Origin of the sequence: Fodinibius sp. Rm-B-1B1-1 (assembly GCF_038594945.1) — a bacterium.
Lineage (GTDB): Bacteria > Bacteroidota > Rhodothermia > Balneolales > Balneolaceae > Fodinibius > Fodinibius alkaliphilus.
The window spans coordinates 1,446,154-1,470,535 of the sequence record NZ_JBCFYD010000002.1 but is presented as its reverse complement, the minus strand read 5'-3'; the positions used below and the strand labels follow the sequence as shown (position 1 = coordinate 1,470,535).

The 24,382-nt window shown below is 42.9% G+C and carries 24 protein-coding genes and 1 tRNA gene; 12 read left to right on the top strand and 13 right to left on the bottom strand.

Features of this window, described 5'->3' with window-relative positions:
• Window positions 1–65: 65 nt before the first annotated feature.
• The 8 genes from AAFH98_RS13665 to AAFH98_RS13630 form a co-directional block, all read right to left on the bottom strand.
• On the bottom strand, window positions 66–1,946 hold the full coding sequence (locus tag AAFH98_RS13665) for a S41 family peptidase (RefSeq protein WP_342523332.1): 1,881 nt from the start codon (window positions 1,944–1,946) through the stop codon (window positions 66–68).
• Window positions 1,947–2,075: 129 nt separating this feature from the next.
• Window positions 2,076–3,518 (bottom strand): ATP-dependent protease ATPase subunit HslU, encoded by a 1,443-nt coding sequence (gene hslU, locus AAFH98_RS13660; RefSeq protein WP_342523331.1) that lies wholly within the window; start codon window positions 3,516–3,518, stop codon window positions 2,076–2,078.
• Window positions 3,518–4,066 (bottom strand): ATP-dependent protease subunit HslV, encoded by a 549-nt coding sequence (gene hslV, locus AAFH98_RS13655; protein ID WP_342523330.1) that lies wholly within the window; start codon window positions 4,064–4,066, stop codon window positions 3,518–3,520. The genes hslU and hslV overlap by 1 nt, the downstream gene beginning before the upstream one ends.
• A gap of 45 nt (window positions 4,067–4,111) precedes the next feature.
• Entirely contained in the window at window positions 4,112–5,875 is a 1,764-nt protein-coding gene (locus AAFH98_RS13650; RefSeq protein WP_342523329.1) for an Rne/Rng family ribonuclease, read from the bottom strand.
• A 559-nt stretch (window positions 5,876–6,434) separates the two neighbouring features.
• Window positions 6,435–7,706 (bottom strand): UDP-N-acetylglucosamine 1-carboxyvinyltransferase, encoded by a 1,272-nt coding sequence (murA, locus tag AAFH98_RS13645; protein WP_342523327.1) that lies wholly within the window; start codon window positions 7,704–7,706, stop codon window positions 6,435–6,437.
• A complete protein-coding gene (locus tag AAFH98_RS13640; protein ID WP_342523325.1) occupies window positions 7,699–8,208 on the bottom strand; it encodes an acyl-CoA carboxylase biotin carboxyl carrier protein subunit in 510 nt (169 codons plus the stop codon). The genes murA and AAFH98_RS13640 overlap by 8 nt, the downstream gene beginning before the upstream one ends.
• Window positions 8,209–8,210: 2 nt before the next feature.
• Window positions 8,211–8,480, bottom strand: coding sequence for a hypothetical protein (locus tag AAFH98_RS13635; protein WP_342523324.1), 270 nt, complete (start codon window positions 8,478–8,480; stop codon window positions 8,211–8,213).
• Between the two features lie 56 nt (window positions 8,481–8,536).
• Window positions 8,537–9,070, bottom strand: coding sequence for a hypothetical protein (locus tag AAFH98_RS13630; RefSeq protein WP_342523323.1), 534 nt, complete (start codon window positions 9,068–9,070; stop codon window positions 8,537–8,539).
• Window positions 9,071–9,168: 98 nt separating this feature from the next.
• Here AAFH98_RS13630 and AAFH98_RS13625 point away from each other — a divergent pair, with 98 nt between their 5' ends.
• The 3 genes from AAFH98_RS13625 to AAFH98_RS13615 all read left to right on the top strand — a co-directional run bounded on the left by AAFH98_RS13625 (window position 9,169) and on the right by AAFH98_RS13615 (window position 11,808).
• The gene (locus AAFH98_RS13625; protein WP_342523322.1) at window positions 9,169–9,996 is read left to right on the top strand and encodes a DUF3108 domain-containing protein; all 828 of its coding nucleotides are present in this window, start codon (window positions 9,169–9,171) and stop codon (window positions 9,994–9,996) included.
• Between the two features lie 3 nt (window positions 9,997–9,999).
• Window positions 10,000–10,443 (top strand): dUTP diphosphatase, encoded by a 444-nt coding sequence (gene dut, locus AAFH98_RS13620; RefSeq protein ID WP_342523321.1) that lies wholly within the window; start codon window positions 10,000–10,002, stop codon window positions 10,441–10,443.
• A 63-nt stretch (window positions 10,444–10,506) separates the two neighbouring features.
• Window positions 10,507–11,808 carry an MFS transporter gene (locus AAFH98_RS13615; protein WP_342523320.1) on the top strand — a complete coding sequence of 434 codons (1,302 nt, stop codon included), beginning with the start codon at window positions 10,507–10,509 and terminating at the stop codon, window positions 11,806–11,808.
• 49 nt (window positions 11,809–11,857) lie between these two features.
• On the opposite strand, the gene AAFH98_RS13610 is transcribed toward AAFH98_RS13615, so the two are convergent.
• The gene (locus AAFH98_RS13610) at window positions 11,858–14,209 is read right to left on the bottom strand and encodes a S9 family peptidase (RefSeq protein WP_342523319.1); all 2,352 of its coding nucleotides are present in this window, start codon (window positions 14,207–14,209) and stop codon (window positions 11,858–11,860) included.
• A gap of 241 nt (window positions 14,210–14,450) precedes the next feature.
• Window positions 14,451–14,978 (bottom strand): PH domain-containing protein, encoded by a 528-nt coding sequence (locus AAFH98_RS13605; protein ID WP_342523318.1) that lies wholly within the window; start codon window positions 14,976–14,978, stop codon window positions 14,451–14,453.
• A 132-nt stretch (window positions 14,979–15,110) separates the two neighbouring features.
• Here AAFH98_RS13605 and ccsA point away from each other — a divergent pair, with 132 nt between their 5' ends.
• The 6 genes from ccsA (at window position 15,111) to AAFH98_RS13575 (ending at window position 19,925) form a co-directional block, all read left to right on the top strand.
• Window positions 15,111–15,806, top strand: coding sequence for a cytochrome c biogenesis protein CcsA (gene ccsA / locus AAFH98_RS13600; RefSeq protein ID WP_342523317.1), 696 nt, complete (start codon window positions 15,111–15,113; stop codon window positions 15,804–15,806).
• Window positions 15,803–16,075 carry a hypothetical protein gene (locus tag AAFH98_RS13595; RefSeq protein WP_342523316.1) on the top strand — a complete coding sequence of 91 codons (273 nt, stop codon included), beginning with the start codon at window positions 15,803–15,805 and terminating at the stop codon, window positions 16,073–16,075. The genes ccsA and AAFH98_RS13595 overlap by 4 nt, the downstream gene beginning before the upstream one ends.
• Complete coding sequence (locus tag AAFH98_RS13590; protein WP_342523315.1) at window positions 16,072–16,473, top strand: cytochrome c maturation protein CcmE domain-containing protein; 402 nt, start codon at window positions 16,072–16,074, stop codon at window positions 16,471–16,473. Before AAFH98_RS13595 ends, AAFH98_RS13590 begins: the two co-directional genes overlap by 4 nt.
• A gap of 6 nt (window positions 16,474–16,479) precedes the next feature.
• Window positions 16,480–18,969 (top strand): heme lyase CcmF/NrfE family subunit, encoded by a 2,490-nt coding sequence (locus AAFH98_RS13585; protein WP_342523314.1) that lies wholly within the window; start codon window positions 16,480–16,482, stop codon window positions 18,967–18,969.
• A 63-nt stretch (window positions 18,970–19,032) separates the two neighbouring features.
• Window positions 19,033–19,770: a tRNA pseudouridine(38-40) synthase TruA gene (gene truA / locus AAFH98_RS13580; RefSeq protein WP_342523313.1), complete on the top strand. Its 738-nt coding sequence runs from the start codon at window positions 19,033–19,035 to the stop codon at window positions 19,768–19,770.
• 83 nt (window positions 19,771–19,853) lie between these two features.
• Window positions 19,854–19,925: transfer RNA gene (locus tag AAFH98_RS13575), tRNA-Asn, on the top strand.
• 68 nt (window positions 19,926–19,993) lie between these two features.
• Here AAFH98_RS13575 and AAFH98_RS13570 read toward each other — a convergent pair.
• A complete protein-coding gene (locus AAFH98_RS13570) occupies window positions 19,994–20,224 on the bottom strand; it encodes a hypothetical protein (RefSeq protein WP_342523312.1) in 231 nt (76 codons plus the stop codon).
• Between the two features lie 234 nt (window positions 20,225–20,458).
• On the opposite strand from AAFH98_RS13570, the gene AAFH98_RS13565 reads away from it, so the two are divergent.
• Together AAFH98_RS13565 and AAFH98_RS13560 are read left to right on the top strand one after the other, a co-directional pair.
• Window positions 20,459–20,671, top strand: coding sequence for a hypothetical protein (locus tag AAFH98_RS13565; RefSeq protein WP_342523311.1), 213 nt, complete (start codon window positions 20,459–20,461; stop codon window positions 20,669–20,671).
• A gap of 27 nt (window positions 20,672–20,698) precedes the next feature.
• The gene (locus AAFH98_RS13560; RefSeq protein ID WP_342523310.1) at window positions 20,699–21,364 is read left to right on the top strand and encodes a hypothetical protein; all 666 of its coding nucleotides are present in this window, start codon (window positions 20,699–20,701) and stop codon (window positions 21,362–21,364) included.
• A 249-nt stretch (window positions 21,365–21,613) separates the two neighbouring features.
• Here AAFH98_RS13560 and AAFH98_RS13555 read toward each other — a convergent pair whose 3' ends face one another.
• Entirely contained in the window at window positions 21,614–21,754 is a 141-nt protein-coding gene (locus tag AAFH98_RS13555) for a GIY-YIG nuclease family protein (protein ID WP_342523309.1), read from the bottom strand.
• Window positions 21,755–21,923: 169 nt separating this feature from the next.
• Between AAFH98_RS13555 and AAFH98_RS13550 the strand changes: the two genes are divergently transcribed.
• On the top strand, window positions 21,924–23,033 hold the full coding sequence (locus AAFH98_RS13550) for a fatty acid desaturase family protein (RefSeq protein WP_342523308.1): 1,110 nt from the start codon (window positions 21,924–21,926) through the stop codon (window positions 23,031–23,033).
• A 58-nt stretch (window positions 23,034–23,091) separates the two neighbouring features.
• Here AAFH98_RS13550 and AAFH98_RS13545 read toward each other — a convergent pair whose 3' ends face one another.
• On the bottom strand, window positions 23,092–24,159 hold the full coding sequence (locus AAFH98_RS13545) for a DUF2231 domain-containing protein (protein WP_342523307.1): 1,068 nt from the start codon (window positions 24,157–24,159) through the stop codon (window positions 23,092–23,094).
• Window positions 24,160–24,382 lie beyond the last annotated feature (223 nt).

Below are 24,382 nucleotides of genomic sequence, written 5' to 3'. Positions count from 1 at the left end.
TAAATAAAAAAGCCCGACTGTATAAACAGTCAGGCTTTAAACATCTAACAAATAATGTTCAGTTGTTACCCTTGAGAAGGTTTATGTGTTGCTGCATATTCTTCTAATTTGGCAACTTCATCCCACATATTCATAGCAGCATCAATGGTTTCATCAAGTTTATTTCGAACGGGATAATATTTCTTGAGTCCCCAAACTTGACGTGCAAGTTCTGCTTTCATAAGCCCTCTCGGCATCCATTCAATTTCTTCGAAATGACCTTCGGGAACAAAAAGCGTATCAGATTTAAAATCAGGTTCTGAAAGAGTGTCAGTGACGACCATATTCTTTTCTTTCAGTCGAGCAAAAACTTCGCCCATCTGTTCTTTAGTCCATTCAAACTCTTCATTAAACTGGTCAAAGTTATTTTCCCATTTTTCTCTAAACTGGTTGCCGTTCTCATCAAGGTAATCTCGAACAAATTCGAACCCTACCCGATTGCGGATCATAAAATTAGCTACAATCTTAGATTGGGCAGTGTCAGGTTGAACAATATGATCGGGCACAATTCCGCCTCCACCATAAACAGAACGTCCGGCGTCGGTGGTGTATTTAAGAGAATCCGGAATATTAGAAACAAATTCCATAACATCGCCTTTGGCGTCAACACCACGCTGATAAATTTCGTAAGCGTAGCTTTCACCACCATCTTTATTATACGGTTTTTGAATTAACCGACCTGATGGGGTATAGTATTTTGAAATTGTGACCCGAATTTTACTGGAATCGACCAGTTCGTACTGTTGTTGTACAAGACCTTTGCCGAATGTTCGTCGACCAACAATCCATCCTCGATCATGATCTTGAACGGCACCGCTGACAATCTCACTGGCTGATGCTGATCCTTCATCAACAAGAATCATAAGCGGTTTTTCTTTGAAGATGCCGTCACGTCGTGAAAAGTATGCAGAGGTGAATCGGGTGTGCCGACTTTTGGTGGAGACAATTTTTGTGCCTCGTGGGAAGAACTCCTCGGCAATGGCCACGGCTTGACTTAAGTATCCACCAGGATTGCCACGAAGATCCAAGATAAGTCGCTCCATGCCTTTATCCTGGAGCTCTTTCATCGCATCCATAAACTCTTCGTGAGTCGTCTGTATAAACTTGTCGAGCTTAATGTAGCCCGTTGTGCTATCATCCATCATGTACGAAGCTCCGAGAGAGTAGAGGGGGATATCGTCCCGTATAATAGTAAAGTTAATGGGATCTTGAACATTGGGTCGTTTGATCGTTACATCAACCTCAGATCCTTTGGGACCACGCAAGTTATTACGGACGTCTTCATTAGTAAACCCAATAGCGCTTTCGCCATCAATTTTAATGATACGGTCGCCCGATCGGATACCGAGTGCATCACTGGGTCCCCCGGCGATAGCTGTAATAACCGTAATGGTATCTTGAATTACATTAAATTGTACACCAATACCTTGAAATTTGCCCGAAAACTCATCGTCAATATTATCACTGAGTGATGGCTCAATATAAACCGAATGAGGGTCTAACCCACGAAACATCGATTCAAGCGCATCTTCGGTACGCGCGGTCATATCCTCATCTGGATAGTTATTCGTAATAAACAGGTAGGCCTGCTCAAATTTATCGACCGACTCACCAAGATTATCGATTTTCAAATCTCCAAACGTAGTGTCGGCCGGAGTATCCTCAAGGTTAGCCGTACTGTCAGATAGATTTTTCACTAATCCCTTAACGCTATTCTGGTATAAATCTGTCACATCTACTTCATCAACATAATTGTCGATGATACGCCGCTGCGTTTGGACGTATTTTTTGATGTTTTTTTGTAGGGTATCGTCACCGGGAATAACAGATTCGACTCCGGCAAACCAGAATGACGATAGTACAATCAGAGTTGCAATATTGGGGATGATAAACTTTTTCATGCTCATAGTGCAGTAGTATTGAAGATCAAGGTATTTATATTAACGTACCAACTATTAGGTAACGTACTGGTTAAGGCAAATGAGTAGTGCCTGATTGATAAGTAGCTGATTTATTTTCTGTTTGTCAACGTATAATTACAGAATATATTGACTTAAATCTTTGTCCTTAACAAGATCGTCAAGTTGTTTGTTCACATAATCCTGATCGATGGTGATATCACCTGAGTTAATATCATCAGGGATAGCAAATAACAGTTCATCTAACAGGGAAGAAAGAATGGTATGCAGGCGTCGAGCGCCAATATTTTCCACTCTTTCGTTTACTTGCGTAGCGATAGCGGATATCTCTTTGAGAGCATCTTCCGTAAATTCCACTTCTACGCCTTCCGCTTCCAGCATAGCTTGGTACTGCTTGGTCAACGCATTTTTAGGTTGTGTAAGTATATCGTAGAAGTCTTGTTCGGTTAGTGAGTTGAGTTCTACGCGAATGGGGAAACGTCCCTGCAGTTCCGGAATAAGATCTGATGGCTTAGAAACGTGAAATGCCCCGGAACCGATAAACAACATATGATCGGTTTTGACCATACCGTGTTTGGTGGATACATTGCTACCTTCCACAATAGGGAGCATGTCGCGCTGCACGCCCTGACGACTTACATCAGGACCTCCGCCACCACCGCTTTTACTATTACCGGATGATTCGGCCACTTTATCAATTTCGTCAATAAAGATAATACCTTGTTTTTGAACACGTTCAAGCCCTTCTTGTACGGCCGATTCGTGATCAATAAGTTTTTCAGACTCTTCTTCTAAAAGAATTTCCCGGGCTTCTTCGATGGTTACCTTGCGCTTGGTCTTCTTTTGTCCGCCCAAGTTACCCAGCATATCCTGCAGGTTAATACCCATCTCTTCCATACCGCCCTGGGGGCCAAAAACCTGCATCATAGGCGAACGGTTTGACTTTTGAACTTCGATCTCAATTTCGCGCTCATCAAGTTCTCCGTTGCGGAGCTTTTCGCGAAACTTTTTACGAGTACGCTCATTCAGTTCTTGGTCGGTAGCACTTTGAGGGCTAAAATCGTCGTCATCAGAATTAAAGCCTGGAGCACTATTGTCGGTTCCCTGGTTCTTTTTAACAGGAGGGATCAAGATATCTAAAATACGTTCTTCTACGATCTCTTTGGCCTCTTCTTGTACCCGGTCGCGCATCTCTGTTTTCACCATGTTGATGGCGATATCAGTCAGGTCGCGAATCATTGATTCCACATCGCGGCCCACATAACCTACTTCGGTAAATTTACTGGCTTCTACTTTGATAAAGGGAGCATCAGCAAGCTTGGCCAGACGCCGGGCAATTTCCGTTTTACCAACCCCCGTAGGGCCAATCAGTAGGATGTTATTAGGTAAGATTTCATCTCTGATTTCTTCGTCAGCATTCATACGTCGCCAGCGGTTGCGCAAGGCAATAGCCACTGATCGCTTGGCATCATCCTGGCCAACAATATATTTATTCAGTTCCGCTACGACTTGTTGCGGTGTAAGATTTTTTTGTGTAACAGTTTTTTGTAGGGTACTCATCAATCTTCAATTTCTAAAATACTCAAGTTATGATTCGTATAGATACAAATATCAGCAGCGATATCGAGAGACTTTTGGACCATTTCTTTGGCTGATAAGTCTGGAGCATTGTCTTTAAGTGCTCGTGCTGCAGCCAGTGCAAAATGTCCGCCACTGCCGATTGCTAAAATTTGATCATCAGGTTCAATAACATCGCCCTGACCAGATATCATCAAGGCTTGGTCTTTATTCATTACGACCAGCAGCGCCTCAAGTTTTCGCAAAAATTTATCTTGGCGCCATTCTTTGGCCATCTCAACAGCAGCACGCTTCAAATTGCCATTGTATTGTTTTAGTTTCTCTTCATACTTCTCGAATAGGGTAAAAGCATCGGCTGTAGATCCCGCAAAACCTGCGGCAATCTTGCCCTCATACAATCGGCGCACTTTATTAACGGTTGCTTTCATGACAGTATTCTCCATGGTGGCCTGCCCGTCGCCGCCAAGAGCAGCCTCACCATTATGGATAATACCTAATACAGTTGTTGCTTTGATTTCAGGTAAACTCATTAAATGTAATTGTGTTTCAATTCTTTTGGATTGTCGTGCAAAATATCAGGAGTCAGATTTGTAATACTTTGATTTGGAACCCGATTGGGAGGGACGTGGTTTTCGGCTATCGCGCTTTTGTCGCCCGCTCGAAGAACCATTATTTTTCTGATAATAATCCAAGTCACCTCTGTTTGGGCGTTCATCCAGGTCTTCCAAATCAGAGTTTTCATTTTTAATAAGCTCATCAACGTCTTTTTCTTGCATTACCACATCTGTGATATCAATATCGGAGCCCGCAATCGTAGCTTTGTACTCATTTAGTGAGATTGTATCATCCGCTACAAAGGTGATCTTTAGCCAATATTGCCACATCCATTTTCGTCGGATGCTTAAAAAGCCTTTTTCCAGATAAGCCTTTAAGTATGGATTGATATAGATATCAACGGCGCGGTAGTCGGTTGTAGTGCGGAACTTACTAAGCCACGCATCCAGATCGGCAATAATAGTATTCTTGGTAACAACGCTGCCCGATCCACCACAAGTGGGGCACACTTTAGATACCGAGTTAACAACACTTGGCCGGATACGCTGCCGTGTGATTTGAACAAGTCCAAAGTCGCTCATGCCAATAACATTGGTCTTGGCGGGATCTTTTTTGAACTCCTTCTTAAGCTCGTCGTAAATCTTCTTGCGGTTTTTATCATTGCGCAGATCAATAAAGTCTACAACGATAATTCCACCAATATCGCGTAGCCGAAGTTGCTTGGCTACTTCACGAGCTGCTTCAAGATTTGTTTTCAGGGAGTTGTCTTCCTGCTTCTCTTTAGCTGCATAAGGACCAGAGTTCACATCCACCACGTACATGGCTTCTGTTTGCTCGAAAATAAGATATCCACCGGAAGGCATACGCACGCGAGGACTAAAAATAGAGTCCACATCTTTAGCAACCTTCATAAAATCAAAGATGTGTTCACGTCCTTTGTAAAGCTCCACGTTGGGAAGCATTTGAGGGGCCACCTGGCTGACATACGATTTTATTTTCTTATGCATCTCAGGATCGTCCACCAGCACGCGATCATACTGTTTGGCAAAAAGATCACGTACCAAACTTTCAGTCATATCCAGATCTTTGTAGAGCAACTCGGGGGGATTAGCCGTTTCGAGTCGTTCCAGGATGCGCTCCCATTTTTTGAGCACATCCCGCATATCGTCTTCAATAGCCTGCTCATCTTTCCCTTTAGCGACCGTGCGAATGATCACTCCAAAGCCATCGGGGACCATCGAACTAACCACGTTTTTCAAGCGTCGACGCTCTTTGTAGTTGTTTATTTTACGTGATACGGCTACGTAATCGCCCATGGGAATGAGCACCAGAAAACGTCCGGCTACCGTAATATCCGTAGAAATGCGCGGGCCTTTTGAGCCAATCGGTTCCTTAACAATCTGAACCAACAACTTTTGACCGGGATTAAGAATCTTTCCCGCCCAGTTCTGTTTCTCATAATTTGAGATCTGGTTAAAGTCGGTTTTCTTTAACTCATTGCGCACATTTTTGTGAATAGCATCACGACCGTTAAGCATCTGAACATATTCTTTCAGATGGTCACCGGCATCAGAAAAGTGCAAAAAAGCATCTTTGGGTGTGCCCATATCGATGAAGGCAGCACGAATGCCACTCATCACCTTATGAACCTTAGCCAAGTATATGTTGCCTACCGTGCGCTGATTTTCATCAGATTCTATAAAAAGTTGGGCCAGTTCGCCATTTTCCAGCAGAGCTATCCGGGTCTGCTTTCCCGAAGCGTGAATAATGATTTGATTTTTCATTGAAATATTCTTCTTTCACGCAGTTGCTGTCCACCGGACGTATAATCCTGATCAGTAAATCAAAAGGGTACATAATAACAACAGTCTTACAGTTCGTTCGTCTTAGCGGGATTTCAGCAACCGCTAAATTAAAATTCCTGTTAGGAGAAAAATTTGTTTGTGTAAAAAAATCGTATTCAGAGGAGGGCGCTTCCTGCAGAGATCGTTCACAAGCAATCAGCGAATTCAATAATATCGCTGCATTCTTCAAAAAGACATTCAATTGCTTCTGAAAAGCGAATAAAACCTTAATAAAAACTTGTGAGTCAATAAGTTGCTGCAAAAGATAAACCTAAAAATTTAATAATCTCCGAATACGCGCTACATAGTATCACATGAATATACAAGTAGTTTACCTATTTTGTAAACGGTAAATTAGCTAACTTCGTTTGGGGGAATTCTATATACGGAGGGTCATGCTACTATTCACTTGGTGGCTGGGTTTGCCATCAGGAGGATTGTCTATTGGTTAGTCATTCGTCCGACTACAAGCGCAGTAGCGCAGTGTTTAGACGAAATGCTACTCCTCCTGCTGGGTACGGGTAATCTTAGCGCCGACATTGGTGAGCTTTTCCTCCAGGTCTTCATAGCCACGATCGAGATGATAAATGCGTAGCACATCTGTTTTTCCTTCGGCCACCATGCCGGCCAAGACCAAACTTACACTGGCCCGTAGATCGGTACTCATCACTGAGGCACCTTTAAGCTTTGTTTTTCCGCTGATATGAGCTGAATTTTTCTTGACGTCAATCTCTGCCCCTAAACGCACCAGTTCGGGTACATAGCTAAAGCGATCATCATAAATCGTATCTGTCACTTTTGATTCACCGGCAGCCTGAGTCATCATCGTAGCCCATTGTGCTTGCAGATCGGTAGGGAAGCCCGGGTAGACTTTCGTTTTTATTGAAGTGGGATCGATTTCCTTTGGTGCATTAATATGAATAGAATTCTCATTAATATTCATTTCAGCCCCGATTTTACGAAATGTCTCTGGGAAATGCCCGAGGTCATCTACATCTACATTGGTAAGCGTAATGTTTGATTTTGGATGCATGGCCGCTGCAATCATAAAAGTTCCGGTCTCGATCCGATCCGAAGCATTGCGTATAGTAATACCTTCGAGTTTATTGACTTTGCGGATGGTCAATGTACGAGTGCCAATGCCTTCGATATCGGCGCCCATCTCGGCCAGTTTTTCGCATAGCAGAACCACATCGGGTTCTTTGGCCGCATTTTTGATCGTAAATTCTTTGGCGCGAAGTACAGCTGCCAGTACTAAATTAACGGTTGCACCTACGCTGCTGGGTTCCAGTGTAAAGGTTCCGCCTTCCATCTCTTCGGGAGCATTAGCAATGACGTATCCTTCATCAAGCTGGATGTCGGCCCCCATGGCACGCATGCCATCAAGGTGCAGGTCAACGGGACGAGGTCCCCACGCGCAACCGCCCGGCAGTGATACTTTGGCTTCACCATATTTGCCAAGCAGTGCTCCCAGCATGTAAAATGATGCCCGCATTTTTCGAACAAGCTCGTAAGGGGCCTCGTAATGGGTTAGATTTTTTGAGTTGATCATGAGCACGCCCTCATCCTCATCAAAGTCTACACGGCAGCCTGTTACGCGAATAACGTTGTTAAACGTATAAATGTCGCGCAACTTGGGAACATTAGTGATGGTTGTTGGCGAATCGCCTAAAATGGCTGCTGCCATTAGAGGCAGGGCTGCATTTTTTGATCCGCTTATTGGAATGGTGCCTTGGAGAGGGGTAGGTCCTTCTATTACAAATTTATCCACTTGCTTCTATTTCTAAAATTAATGCGTCTTTTTCTAATGAATCTCCCTGTGCAACGGCAATAGATGATACGGTGCCTTTGACGGGAGCTTTGAGTTCGTTTTCCATTTTCATGGCTTCAAGAATGGCAACCGGATCGCCGAGTTCCACTTCATCGCCTTCGTCTACTAAAATTTCGAGGATTTTGCCAGGCATAGGGGCATTGAGTTCGCCTTCGCCGATTTCGCCGGCTGTTTTAAAGCCGAGTCGATCTAAGAGTAGATCTTGTTCGTTGCGAACATCTACCGAATGCCAGTTGCCGTTTAGGGTAAATGTTACCGTATGCTTGTCGTATGATACATTATCGATTTTGTAGAGTTTTGTTCCCACCCGCAACAGATAGCGGCCATTTTCTTGGCGGTGGAACTCATAGGACTGAGACTCATCGTCGAAAATAACCTCATTGGCATCATCGACAAGTTCCAGTTCGGTAGTAGAATCGTCAAAAACAGCTTCAAATTTCATAGTTAATTCGATTTAATTTCAGATAACCCTTTACTCGTAGCTTGAAAGGTAAAATCCTGCAGGTTATCGGTATCATAAAAACTGGTCAGGGAAATCTTATTTCCCGTTCGCTCGTAGGCTTCCACAAAACCAAAACTTAGCAGGTTGATGAGATCATCGCGAAGCTCTCCCTGCATTAACCCGGTTTCTTTCATGATAACCTGGAACTTTTCGGGAAAAATAAGTCGTTCTAACACACGCTTTTCGGTTTTGGTAATTTTGTGATTTCCCATAAATAAATCTTGTTAGAAAGAGCTATGAAAATAGGAGAGAGAGTTCTTTTTAACAACTACTGTATTTCTATATCTCCGTAGCTGATGAGGTTTTGTTTACCATCATAAATAAGAATGCGATAGAGAGTCCGTGCGTCATCACTTGAGTTTTCAGCAATTTGGTTGCCATCAATGGGGATCGTATTCATCGAGCTGTTAAGATCACTTTGGTCACGATACCCTATTTGTGGATACCTGTCATCAGAAGGCAAGCGAAACTTGCGTACGATTAGTTCATCTACCGGGTCCTGACTCCTAAAATAGATCTGAATAGTTAACGTGCTGTTGTAAGGGAGTGGATTGGGATGCGGTGGTGATGTTAATTCTGAATCTATCTCAATAAGTCCGCTATACATTGGACTGATTTTCCAATCAGACTGGTCTACATTGCCGATCATATCACCACTTGAGTTCGTCTCAGTAATACCACTGGGAGTTGCAAAAGCTCCATTCTCAAATTCACGTTGATCGTCGCTTTTGGAACAGCCAGTAAGCAACAGGAATCCTGCAAAAATCAAAAAAGAATATGTTAAAACAGACCGTATGTTCATGAACGAAATTCCTGTGAGAAGTTTTTAAAAATATTTCAATTTCACCTATATAATAGGGAACTTTGGAGGCTTATTTAAAACTAATTTTTGATGTTGATTTGAAGATTCTTAAATCATTTTCTGTAAAAGTTCTTGTTCTGCTGGGTGTGCTGTGGTGGATAGCCAGTGCTGGAAATCTCCGGGCTCAAGATTCTTTGCTTACCTTTGAACACCCCGATCGCCCACCCACCATGCAAGAACTGGTCGAATGGAAAGAGGTATTCACTTATAAAGTAAAGTTCGGCTTTTTTAAGTTGGGAGAGGTGAAGACGACGATTATCAAAGACACTACCTATAATGGAGATAAGGTTTGGTGGTTGCGGACGATTATTACGTCCAATTCGGGGATTCCTTTTGTGGGCGAAGAGGAAAATCACTACAACACGTTTATGGTGGAAACCGACAGTACGCCTTACACCAAGTTATATTGGCGCGATAATGTGGATGAGGATGAATATGAATCAGAAGTATATGAGTTTGATTACGACAACCAGCTGGTCTATTTCTCGAAGTCGGGTACGCCGGTTGATACACTGGCCTTGGGGGAACCTTCGAGTTCAGGGCAGTTAATCTTTTACTTTTCCCGATTGTTTGCAGGTACGGACAAGGATTATCAGCTGCCCGTTTATCTCGAAGGGAAAAAAGGATATATCAACGGCGCAAATAGCACGAAAATGGAAGAACGAGAATATGATGCTTTCGAGGAGCCTGTAAAAACATTTTATAGTGAGGGGGATGCCAATATAGATGGTCCCTTTGGATTTAAAGGAAAATATAAAGCATGGTATATTGCTGATGATTTACGCGTGCCTGCCGAAGCACATGCCAAGGTATGGCTGGGAAATGTTAAAGTGCAACTAATCGATTATAAAAAAGAACGCAGATAACGGATGAAGATACAGTTCAAGAAATTACCTCACGCAGAGGATTTACCTTTACCTTCTTATGAATCGGAATTTGCAGCGGGTATGGATATACGGGCTGCTTTGGATGAACCTATCACATTAAAGCCGGGAGAACGGAAGCTGATTCCATCGGGGCTGAAGATGGCGATGCCGCAAGGTTATGAGGCACAAATGCGTCCCCGCAGCGGACTGGCATACCGAAATGGAATAACTATGTTAAATACACCTGGTACTATTGATGCGGATTACCGGGGGGAGCTAAAAATGTTGGCAGTGAATTTGGGGGATGAAGAATTTACTATAAATCACGGTGATCGTATCGCCCAAATGGTGATAGCTCCTGTTATTCAGGCCAACATAAATAAAGTTGAGGTTCTGTCTGAAACCGAACGCGGAGATGGTGGTTTTGGCAGCACAGGGGTAAAGTAGCATTTAGTTAATGGTTATTAGTTGTTTGGATTTTCCAGTAACTAATAACAAATAACCAATATTTTGCTCGATAAGATACGTCCATACATTGATCTGGTTTCCAACAATCAGAACTACCGCCGTCTGTGGCTAAGTCAGGTGGTGTCTAATTTTGGGGATTGGTTTGGGATCCTGGCGGTCTATGCACTGATTACCAAATATTCTGATTCGGAATTTCTGCTGGGATTGATCATCGTTGTAAAAATGATGAGCCTGGCCAGTTTTTCTCCCTTCGCCGGGTATATTACCGACCGTTTTAACCGCCGACGCCTGATGATGCTCTGCGACTTGGTGCGTGGAGCTATCGTGTTGGGCTTACTGTTGGTTGTATCTTACGAAACGCTGTGGCTGGCCTATGTACTCACGGCGTTGCAAATGATGTTTTCCGCTATCTTTGAGCCAGCGAAAACATCATCTATTCCCAATGTAACCACCGAGAAAGAGCTTGTTGACGCAAATGTACTTTCAGCAGCAAGCTGGAGCATTATTTTCACTATTGGGATGGGAGTAGGAGGTTTGGCAACGGCTTGGCTTGGGACAGATCTTGTATTCATCATTAATACCTTCAGCTACGTGCTGTCAGCATGGTTTATCTATCGAGCGGAAATCCCTCAAAAGAAGATGGGTGAAGCGGAACGTAAGCGAACGCGAAATCCATTAACGGGCATCAAAGAGGGCTTCCGTTATTTGTTTGATAACCACCAGGTGTTACGACCGACGTTGGCAAAGGGGTGTTTTACGATGCTGTTGGGCGGACTTACCTACATGTTGATTCTTGTTTCGGAGGACGTATTGTTAATGGGGAGTATTGGGCTTGGTTTACTGTATTCGGCACGTGGAGTGGGCACTGGAATTGGTCCGGTTATTGGCCGACGTATTTTTAACCACGAACGTGATTGGGTGCGTGCCATGGGGTATTGCATGATGTTTGCCGGGGCGATGTATGCGGTGGTGGGGATGACGACAAGTTTAGCTGTGATGTTGATCTTCGTTTTTATTGCTCACGCTGCCTCGGGTGCTAACTGGGTGATGAGTACGGTGTTGTTACAGCGGCGAACACCCGATACTTATCGTGGACGTATTTTTAGTACGGAGTGGCTGCTATTTACGCTCACACAATCGGCATCGGTGATGACGGCTTCTTGGGTTTTAGAAAATGACTGGCTGACCATTCAACAGACAATGATCGTTTATGCTTTGCTGCTATCCGTAGCGGGTATTATTTGGCACTGGACGATTTCAATGCAGGAGGAAGAATATCAAAACTATAAAATAAATGCATCAGATACCTCTGCTGTATCACCCAGTGCGAAAGAGTTGCAATAGAAAAGCCCGACCAATAGCAGCCGGGCTTAAACGAATTAGTTTTGTGGTTTTAATCTTCCGGGATGTTATAATCAATCTTATCGGGACGGTAATCGCCTAACAAGTGCTCGGCGAAATAACGCCAGCGGAGACGTTCGAAGTAGGGAGAAAACGATCCAAACCCGTGTCGTTGCCCCGGAAGCATCATAAAGTCAAACATTTTACCATTTTCAATTAGCGCATTGGCCAGTTTGATGGTATTTGCCGGATGAACGTTGTTATCGATGGCTCCGTGAACCAGCAATAAGTGTCCTTCCAGGTTTTGGGCTAAGTCGATATTGGTCTCAATTTCTGATTCAAACTCCGTTTTGGTTTCCACCGAATCCGACGAAGTGCTATCAGGTTGCACATTCTTTTCTACACCTTCAACACCGTGATGGATTTCGCTCCACCACAGGTTGTAGATATTGTTGTCGTGGTTTCCCGCCGAAGATACGGCAACATCATAAAAGTTGGGATAGGTCAGCAGGGCTGCAGTACTCATAAATCCACCGCCGGAGTGCCCGTAAATACCAACTTTATCTAAATTAATATAGGAGTGGCGAGCAGCCAACTGCTCCAAGGCATACTTGTTATCTTTCAGTGGATAATCGCGTAAATTTCCATACCCATAATTATGGTAATATTTACTACGGATAGGGCTGCCACCACGTTGTCCCATAGCAACAACGATAAAGCCGAGTTGTGCCAGGGCCGTCTCATCCTCATGACTGAACCCGATAGGGAAAGGCTCAACCTGTGGACCGGGATAGACGTACGTAATGATGGGGTAGGTTTTGGTTGAATCGAAATCAAACGGCTTCCACATTACTCCATGCAAATTCGTTGCATCGTCGGCTGCTTTGACGCTGAATGTTTCGGGAGCTTGCCAACCGGCTTCTTTTAAACGACTCACGTTAGTTTCTTCAAGTGTGGTAATTACATCTCCGTCTTCGTTTCGGAGTACCGATTGGGTAGGCTGGTCGACGCGGGAATAGTTATCCACGAAATAATTACCTTTCTCAGATGTGCTGATACTATGTGTCGCATTTTCGGGCGTTAACCGCTCGATGTCAGAGCCGTCAAAATTGACTTTATAGAGTTGAGAGTAATAGGGATTTATGTTTGCTTCGCGACCGTATCCCTCAAAATAAAGCGTGCGATCGGTAGTATCGACTTTGGCGATATCACCAGCTACAAAATGGCTGTCGGTAATTTTATTCTTCAGATTACCATTCTCATCATACAAATAATATTGTCCCCAGCCCGTGCGCTCAGACCACCAAATATATTCTTCTCCATCGTTGATGATAGCTAAATTCGAAAGCATTACATTAAAATAAGGATTACTTTCTTCACTAAAGAGTACTTCGGTTTCGCCGGTATCAGTATTTGATTTGAGGACGTCAATTTTATTCCATTCTCGATTTCGGCGCAGCATATACAGATAATCTGAGCCGTTCCCGGTATAAATACCACCATTGTTAAAATAAGCTCCTCCAATCACCTCGTCGGTCCATTCTTCTTTGTTAGTATCTAATTTTACACCGCCGGTGTCAGCAAGGGTATCGGCTTCGAAAACCCACATTTCATGTTGAGGAACATGTTCTTCGCCGGGCATAGGGTATTTATAGGTTTCGAGCTCAGGACGTTCTTTTAGGGAGTTAATTACCCAGAGTTCTTTGACATTACGCTCATCGGTACGTTTGGTATAAAGCTTATTAGAATCCTCGAACCACTCGGCAACGGATCGTAGCTTTTCATTACTGGTAGTGTCTCCGGCATCAGCCTGAAAGCTATACCAGCGTTCACCACTGTCTGTCAGCTGATATTCAGTGCTGTCGGCATCATCAGCCTTCATTAAGTATAAGTCATGATTTTTCGCATAAGCAATCCAAGTGCTATCCGGGGAATAGGTGGCCCAGCGTTCGTTAGGCTCATCTTTCAGTGAATCTCCTTTGATGAGTGAACTGTTGTCGAGCCGATACTTAAAGTTGATACTATCAACATGAAAGGTGAATATCTCATCGGCAACATTATATTTGAAATCGTTGAGCTCAAGTTCTTTGTGATTAAACGTCCGGCTAAATATTTCCGAAAGCTGGGCGGCCATTACCTTGCGATCAAAAAGGGGACGTTTTTCACCATCTTCGGCATCTACAAAATACCAGTGTGTTCCGGATGGATTTTCATAGCTGTACCAAAAGCGATCTTGGTCTTCAATCCACCGGGGATATATTTCGGTATCACCCGTCATCTTTTCCATACGATCTTCAGTAAACCGTTCGGCTGCCTCAAAGTTGGCTTGTTGGGCAAAAATATTAGTTGAAAAGGAGAGGGTGAGTAGTAATAAAAATAACGTTCGCGAAAGATATGAGAACATAGCTTGATTTGTGCCTGTGTTTAATTTTCGATCAATATTTATAAAACAAACTATCAATGCTAAACGCGAGACCGTAAAAGAAAGTAAAAATAGGAGGGGTAATGGTTTACGGTAGGGGTTTGAGAAAGGTCGCAATGTCGAGCATTAAATCACTGTTGGAGAAGGTAGGCAGGGGAGCGTACAAAGAGATGATCTTTTTTAAGATTTTCGTATCAGGAGTTCGATTGAAAGTAATTTATTTTTACTCAAAGTGTTTTTTCTCTTTCTCAAAATCATCATCCGAAACAAGTCCCTGCTGCCATAGTCCTGTCAGATAATCCATACGCTCCATCGATCCGGGTTTGCCTTCGGGTTGCTCTGGCTTAGTTTGTTCTTTTTTCTTGAGGCGCTCTTTTTGGATAGAAATCGCTTTCTCAAGCATGTCCTTCAAGGCAAAGGGATCGTCCATGCCTCGAAGAGTCATTGAGGTCGCTGTAGTTTTTAGGACGATATCTCCGACAGAAGCTTTCTTTTGCAGCCAACTTTGCACAACGCTGACATTCTCAATATTCACCAAATCAATATTGCGTTGATATTTGTCATCACGCGAAGAAATTTGGGTATCGCTAAATGTATAAGTGTATTTGTTTTGTTTTTTGTAGATCCAATATAGCCCAACTAACCCAATTCCAAAGAGTGGAATCAGCAAAATAGAAAGGGTATATCCGAGAAGATAATTCTTCCAGTTAGGCTGCAGGGTGATCGTCTTTTGGGTAGATTGATCGACCATAAGATTCAAACTTTTTGACAGTTAATTAATCTATTGTAAAGGTAGGTAAAATTCGGGAAAGACTAAGCCGAAAAAACTAATTTTTCCAAAACAGATTTCGTATATTATCACGCTTTCTAATTGATGCCCACTGTGGGTGCTAAAGAATTTGATTTTTTGATGGCTCTAAAACCCTGGAAATACGTCGTTGCTGTTTGGATGACGGTTGTCATTATCGCCGGATTTCTGATCCCCATTCCCGAAATCGCTATTCTCAAAGAATCGGCGCGAAACCTGTTTCTGCATGTGCCTATGTGGTTTACGATGTCAGTTTGTTTTGCAACGGGATTATATTACAGCATCCGCTATTTGAATAACCCGATTATGAAATTTGACCGCAAAGCCGAAACGGCAACCCAAGTGGGGCTTATTTTCGGGATCTGTGGACTTCTGACTGGTGCTATCTGGGCACGCTTTACATGGGGCACGTGGTGGACTTTTGCTGAGCCACGTATGAATCTTTCGGCATTGGGAATGCTGATTTATGTAGGGTATTTTGTATTGCGAACGGCTTTTGATAACCCTGAAAAGAGAGCCAAGATAGCTGCTGTATTTAATGTATTTGCGGCTACGACTATCCCTTTTTTATTGTATATCATTCCGCGCCAGTTGCCAAGTTTACATCCGGGAGCTGATGGAAATCCGGCTTTTAGTGAGATTACCGCTCCGGAACTGCGTTATATTTTCTATCCGGCAGTAATTGGATTTATCGCATTGGCGGTTTGGCTGAATGATATTCTCAATCGCTATAAAACTGTTAAGCATTTAACTGATCAACAACGAGCATGAAATTTTCACTAATTCAGGCACAAGAAGATACCGTTGCGGCCGTTGATACATTAACTGAGAACTATTCCCAGCAGTGGGATGGCACCACGGGGCTGGATCAGGCAAGTCCTTTAATACAGGCTGTTGCATCATATGATCTTATTTTTATAGTCTTGGGCGTGAGCCTGGTTATCTGGTTTGTATTGTTATTTTTTATCATCAGGGTAGATAAGAAAGTCGGAAAGCTCGAAGAAGAAATAGAAAAATCTAATCGAAAGGAAATATCATGAAACCGAAGCTGATTATTGGAATAATCGCAATCGTTGGTTTTACATCGCTGCTAATGTATAACTTTGGAAACAGTATTAGCACATACGTAAATTTTGAACAGGCTTCAGGAATGGAAGGCGCCCATGTGGTAGGGAAGTGGGACGATTCGCAAAAGTATGGCTTTTCGATGGAGACCAAACAGTTTTCCTTTTATATGGAAGATGAAGATGGCAATGTTCGACGGGTAATATATCCCAAACCCAAACCCAATAATTTTGAAGAAGCAGACCAGCTGGTTGTAATCGGGGAGATGCAAAATGGTGTTTTTTATGCCAACGATATGTTGATGAAATGTCCTTCGAAGTATAATAACGCCGACGAAGCCGAATTTGAACAAGCAACTGCTGCAAAGAGCTAATATTTCATGATTGGATTTTTAGGAGACCTGTTTGTCAATGCCGCCTTGGTAAGCGCTATTCTGGCGGCTATTGGTTACTATTTTTTCGCCCAGAACGATACGTATAAGCACTTTAAGATATCAAACTGGCTATTTGGGCTGCAGGGACTTTTCTTGCTGGCTGCTTCGGGACTACTGTTGTATATCATCCTTACGCATCAGTTTAATTTCTATTACGTTTACAATTATACCAGCAGCAACCTCCAGATCAAGTACCTGATATCAGCTTTTTGGGGCGGTCAGGAAGGGAGCTTTATGGTTTGGATATTGTTTTCCATCCTGATTGGATTCGGTCTTATGAAATGGACGCGTGACCCGTATCGCGGACCGGTGCTGTTTTTCTTGACACTGACTCAGATCTTCTTGCTTTCGATGATTTCCGGTATTTCAATAGGAGATTTCCAGCTTGGAGCTTCGCCATTCCGGTCGCTGGCTGAGGCAATGCCCAACGCACCGTTTTTGCAATCTAATCCCGATTTTGTCCCCCAGGATGGCAAAGGACTTAATGACTTGCTCAAAAGCCCCTGGATGATGATTCATCCGCCCATTCTTTTTACTGGGTTTGCAATGATGACGGTGCCATATTGTTTTGCGATGGCCGCATTGTGGAAGCGCAAATACAATGAGTGGGTGACGCCAGCACTTCCATGGACACTTGGCGCTAACGTGGCGCTGCTAACCGCTATTTTTCTTGGAGGTTACTGGGCGTATGTGACCCTATCATTTGGTGGATATTGGGCTTGGGATCCGGTAGAAAATGCCTCATTTGTACCATGGCTGTTGGGCACAGCGGGTATTCATGCCATGATTATCCAGCGCAAAAGTTCAACGTCACAGAAAGCATCTATTATTTTTGCGATTCTTGCTTATGTGGCGATTGTATACGAAACCTTTCTTACAAGGTCGGGTATTTTATCAGATTCATCGGTGCATAGTTTTGTGGATTTGGGACTATATAACCAGCTGGTCGCTTTTATGGCAGCCGTTACTATTATTGGGCTCGGTCTGTTTGTTTATCGATACAAAGAACTTCCTTCACAGGAAAAAGAGTCCAAGCTTTTAAGTCGCGAGTTTATGACTTTTGCTGGCGCGATGGTGCTGTTTTTGCTCGGATTAGTCATTATTCTGGGAACGAGTTCACCTATCATTGGTCGATTGTTTGTAGAAAATCCCACGCCGCCCGAGGTTAGCTTTTATAATGAATGGACGATGCCGTTGGCAATTATAGCGGCAATCATGACAGTATTGGGGCAGTTCCTGTTTTGGAAGCGTCAGGATGCGGAATCGTTGGCTGCTGACTTGTTGTGGCCGGTAGCAATTTCATGTGCGCTTACGTTGGCTACGATTATTATCGGGGATGTTCGAAACCTCTATTACATGGTATACCTATTAGCAGCATGGTTTGCCGTGGTGGGGAATTCTGTGGTTATGTATCGGCTAATTCATCGGAATCCCATGCTTATAGGTGGTACGCTTACTCATATTGGGTTTGGGATATTGCTGCTCGGTATTTTGGCTTCGTCGGCTTATAACGAGATGCTGCTGGATGAGTCCGTTAAAAATTATAATGCTGCTATTGAACGCGGTGAAGTTACGGATGAGCAGGGATTTCAAAAGACGCAGAAAGTTGAATTTTTAGAGCTCAACCTGGATCAACCTAAAATTCTTGATGACCGTTATAAGGTGACCTATGAAGGATATACGCTCAAGAATCAAGAGCGTCCGGGACAGCAACAATACCGTATTAAATTTGAGCCGGCCGATGGTGAGGGGGAACAGTTTGTGTTAAGTCCACAGGTGTATCCCATGTTATCATCATCTTCGCAGTCCGAAATTCAGTGGTCGGTTGATCCCGATGTGCGTACAGGTTGGATGAGTGATATCTATTTATATGTGGCCGGTAGTTCGTACGTTGAGCGTAAAAATGAGCAGGCTAAAGAATCGGCCGAAAAGCGACCGGGCCTTGCATCAACAGAAGATGATTCTATAGCAGTGCAGGAGGTGAGCTTATCTCGTGGCGAAACGGTTAAGTTTGATATTTTTGATCTGACCTTTAATGACTATTCTGAGGTCGATGATCAGCAGCTGAGAGACAGTACCTTAGTTGCGATTCGGGCGAATCTTGAGCTTTCGGAGCGGGGTAGTGATTCGTCAGTGCCAATCCGCCCACTATTTTCAATTTACTTGCAGGATGATGAAAACTGGACCTATGCTCCACCGGTAGCAATTCCCGGTTATGAAGATGCAAGTATTCAGTTTACAAGTGTGGACCCATCAAATGGAGGGATCGATCTTAAAATCCGCGGTATTGAGTCCAAGATTCAAGAGCAGTGGGTGTTGCTGGTAGCCGAAGAGAAGCCATTTATATCAGTAGTATGGCTGGGTACCTTTTTGCTGATGGCTGGATTTAGCGTTTCCATTTTTCGACATTGGGATAGGGAACGAAAAAAGTCCTAAAACAAGTCTATCACTTTCAATCAAAGTTGAGTTTAACTCATATTTAAGGAAGCGTTTTAATCCATGCCACGCTATAAGATCTTGATAGAGTTTGAAGGTACTCGTTATAGCGGTTGGCAAAAACAGCCCAACAGCAATACGGTAGAGGAGGAGATTGAATCAGGACTGTCCAGAATTTTGCCGCATCCGGTAGACGTCATCGGTCAGGGCCGTACCGACAGTGGGGTTCATGCTGAAGGGCAAGTTGCCCATTTTGATTTCCCAACTGAACTGGATCCCCATAAAATATTGTATGCTCTGTTAGGAGTGTTACCGCATGATATTGCTGTTTGGGATATTCAGCAGGTTGCGGATGATTTTCATGCCCGTTTTGATGCTACTGCGCGACGTTATCGCTATCAGATTATCCGCCGCCCGGCTCCCTTGAAGCGGTCTTTTGCTGAAATGGTACTTGATGATCTGGATTTGGATGCTATGCACAATTGCGCACAAAAAGTTCAGGGTACGCACAATTTTGATAGCTTTACCAAGCCGGATAATGACAATCCTGATTCGGTATGTGAGGTAATGGAGTCGTATTTTACTGAGGAAGATTGCCAACTTAGTTACCATATCGAAGCCAATCGGTTTGTACGTCACATGGTACGCAGGTTGGTTGGGACAATGTTAGAAGTAGGAAAGGGCAAACGACCAGTTCAGGAATTTGAAGATATGATTGATAAACCCAGTAAAAATAAGAATGGTCATGGGGCCGCGGCACACGGACTGATACTTGAGAAAGTTAGCTACAAAAAAAGCTAAAAAAATTCTTGACTCGAGTAACCTAAATCTATTATATTTGTCCTCTCTTTGAGACGGTTGAAAGATTTTCAAAAGAGTAACATTCCTCGGTAGCTCAGCGGCAGAGCAATCGGCTGTTAACCGATGGGTCGTAGGTTCGAATCCTACCCGGGGAGCTCAAGAATGAAGGACTGATTAGCAATAGCTGGTCAGTCCTTTTTTATTTTCTGCCATTCTGTTTTAGCTATTTATCTGCTAAATAGTTGATCTCAATATCTTCAGTATCATCATCTACATGAAAACTAACTGACTGGGTTATTGTTTTTATTAAGTTTTCTCTTAGTACAGAATCAGATTCATCCCACATAGTGATGAGCTCGTTTAGAAAAACTTTGTAGGTACCATCAACCACGAGATTAGAGTTGTAATCGTCTACCGCTACATTTTTGATGTGATACCGGGAAACTAAAATCACGTAAGTTCATAATAAACCTCCTTGGTTAGAAATAATGAAAGGCTGCTTACACAGCCCGTTATCATTATTCTTATACCAAGAAATAGAGGATTCTGAGATCTGACTTCATGTTACCTTTTCGTGTTATTGCCTTTTCCGAATTCCAATTGGATATACTTGACTGCTAAAAATATTGGAACAATGAATAGATTTTTACATTTAACCAATACAATCAATAATTAAATTTGGGGTATTATGATCAATATTAAATTGGGGGGGATCCTCCTATCTGTTCTTCTTATTACGGCATGCGGAAATCCTGATCAACAACAAGGGGCAAACAACAATGTTGAAACCCAGTTGGTTAGGGAAACGGATTCACTGTCGAATGAACTTTCAACCGCGAGTGATTCGGTTGAGAAAAAAATGAATGATTTGCAGGAGACTTTAGAGAGTCTTGATAATTAATCGGAAAATGACATTACAACATTTATTATGAAACGACTATTCCAACTATCCATCGTTACAGTTATGCTACTGTTTTTGGCGGCAAGTGTTAGCATGGCCCAAAACAATAACAAAGGAAACAAGGGTAAATCAGAAAAAGCAGAGCAGAAACAAGAACGTCCTGACAGCCTAAAAGCTCAACAAGGGAAAGCGGATTCGTTAGCTCAGGGAGCCAAGGGAAAAAAGAAAAACCAAGGCAACAACCGAAAAACCGAAGGCCAAAAGACAAATAAAGGCCAAGGGAAGGCCTTCGGAAAAGACAAGGGTGATATGTCGGGGCGTGAGTTCGGACAAGCACGGGCAGCAGCTGCCAAGCAGCTTAAGAATGATATTGAACGATTAGATCAGAACGTTGATTCCGCAGAAGTAGCAACAAAGCAAGCCGAAGAACAAATAGAACAAGCTGAAGAACGCCTGGAGGCAGAGCAATTAACCGAAGAGGAAAAACGCCAGAAAAAGCAACAGATAGAAAAAGCCAAACAACGGCTTTCTGAACTGGAGCAGATGTTAAAAAAGGAAAAGATGAATCTTAAAAATGCTCGTTCTAAACTTGAAGAGCTCACTACCAACAAGCCTGCTCCTGATAGTACAGACCAAGAACCTAAGGAGGATAAACAGAATACCGATGAAGGTAATTCTGAGGAGGGTGGCTAAGAATCATCTATAATTAATTATATGAGACAAAAGGCTCAATTATCAGATTGAGCCTTTTGCTTTTAATAATAGAAAGTATTTTTTAAGTACTCACACTATTTTAGACACAGTTAAACTATAGATAGGAGGGGTGTCCGTTTAATGCGCGGTTTAGTCCAAATTTTCTTGCATCTAAAAGTCCAGTTAAACCCTCAATTGCATGGTCAGGATTGCTTAAAAGTTTTTGAGCGTTACTTAACCTTAACTTTCCTAACTCTTGATTTTATATTCACGCTGGCAAGCCTCGGAGCGGTCTGGATGCTCTTCGATAAACACAACGGCTTGCGGATCACAAGCTTGCAAGTATTTGGCACCTTTACCTTGCCTATGCTGATGCCACCGTCTGATCACATAGTTTATGGAACTGGGATGTTCATTTTCCAATCGAGTAAAATCATTTTTTGGTTTTGTGAGCTAAGCTATACATCATAATGGCAATAAATAGGTAGGGCAATCAAAAATAAGGTAATACTTTCACAGAAGGTTTAATGTGGAGTTTTACATAAAGGAGTTATTGTAGATGGCAGAGGTAGAACGAGTAACGTTTAATAACAGTACCAGCAGGGAATTCAGTCAAACGGTAAAGCAGCGGGTTAATCAATATTTTGAGGAGCGTAATCTCTCAAAACATGCTAACACCCAGATGGTTATTAAAACCATTATAATGTTAACGCTTTATTTTGGACCATATGCGTTAATTATGTCGGGTTCATTTTCTCTCGGAGCTATGTGGTTTTTGACCTTTGTAATGGGCATTGGCATGGCGGGTATTGGTTTTTCTGTATCACATGATGCCTTGCATGGAGCTTACTCTTCCAATAAGCATATTAATCGCGCATTGGGATATACGTTTGACCTGGTTGGAGCAAATGGCTACATCTGGAAGATAACACACAACATAATCCATCACACCTATACCAATATTCACGAACACGACGAGGACTTGGAGGTGGCCGAGTTTATTCGCCTCTCACCCCATTCAGAGTATAAATCAATCCACCGCATACAACATATTTTGGCCTTTTTTGCGTACAGCCTTTCCACATTTTTCTGGGTGTTTATTAAAGATTACAAGCATTTTGCAAAGGATAACATTGGCCCGTACGAGAACAAAACGCATCCCATGAGCGAGTGGATTATCCTGTTTGTTACCAAGGCTCTTTATTATACCTATATGCTGGTGCTGCCGTTGCTTTTACTTGATATCTCGTGGGTTCATTTGTTGATTGGATTTACAACGCTTCACCTGACGGCTGGCTTGACTGTTGGCATTGTTTTTCAACTCGCGCATGTTGTCGAGGGAACGGATCATCCGCTCCCGGACGAAGATAATATGATTGATGAACACTGGATGATTCACGAAATGGTGACGACCAATAATTTTGCGCGTGATAACAAGGCATTATGCTGGTTTGTTGGTGGACTGAATTTCCAAATTGAGCACCATCTTTTCCCCAGAATATGTAGCGTGCACTATCCGGCCATTAGCCATATTGTTGAAAAAACGGCTAAAGAGTTTGATATCCCCTATAACCAGCACGATACCTTTTTTGAAGCAGTGGCCTCCCATTATCGGACACTCAAAAAGTTTGGTGACCCGGAATTTACCTATTCCGAAGCCCATACTTAAGATATCTTGTTGAACACGGTAGGTATTCCAAACACTTCCTGCTTCTGATCAGTTTTTGCTACAGTTGCGTTAGGGATATCTTATCAATAATAATGGATCCGCTGCCGTTGAGGCGTACGCCTATCTTTCCGGCTTGGGGTGCATCTCCATGTCCATGCACAACCATTTCTTTGTTGATATATCCCCTAAAATGAGTTCCGTTGGCAACTGTGCGAATGAACATTATCCCCGAGGCGGAGTATTTACTCTCTTCGAATATCTCGCGCTCTCCATTACGGACTCTTCCCTGGGATATCATGCCGTCGGATGACAGCATCACAAAATCATAATTTTTGGCATCCTGTACGTGGTTAACCAACGATATATCGCCCTCGAAATTCGACATATCTACATAATAATCGACTTGTACATTTTGATACGTTTCCTTGCTGATATAGAAGTTAGGGGAAGAATTAGGATTTAGCTGTAGCACATGATTTTTATTATTGCTTCGTATCGTGGGACGAAGAGCCTGAATCCCACCTTCTAACCACTCAAATTCTGTGAGCAGGGTACTAACGCCATTAGGACCAATCTCCCAGGTCCAATCCCCATTATCATGGACAGTAAATGTAGATTCATTTTCTTGTAAGCTATCCGTTGTCATGGAGTCAATGTTTTGTTGTTGCAAAAGCTGTCCGGTTCCGGCGCCGTAACCGAAGACCATCTCAGCACCATGATCACCGGTTTCGTAGAGCAAGAACACTCCCGGCAAGGCAAGTACAAATAACGCAATGCGAATAGGTCGAGGGTCCATCTTTTGGTACCAGTGCAGGGCAATTCTCAACATCACGTATATCCCAAAAAACCACACGGTCCATACCGCCCAATCTGAATGTTCGTTTAGGACGGATTGGGCTCCGGTGGGGACAAAGATACTATCAGCGGCCCATGTTCCAGTGTAGTAAGCGGCAATTCCTGAAAGGGCTCCAATGCTATACAGGATTGTTGATTTTATGTCATCCCACCAGTTGTCTGGCAGAAAGAAGTTGAGAAAATCCATCAACACGGCTAATAGGATAATAGCAATTGGAAAGTGAACGATAATGGGGTGCAGGTTTGGAGCCCAGTGAGGAATCAGTTCCATAATTGATAAAATTGGTTACACCAGTTTAGAAACTGGTAATGTAGCTAATTTAAATACTTTGATATAACTAAAATAAGTGTTGTAGCTTTGTGAATTTTTGCCGTTTTAATACCTATGGCTTGTTACGATATTTTTTATGTATAGGGTATGCTGTTTTTGGATAACCGCCTTTGCGGCTTACACGTTTTGCAATAAATAACCTACAGTAGAAACAGGCAAATGC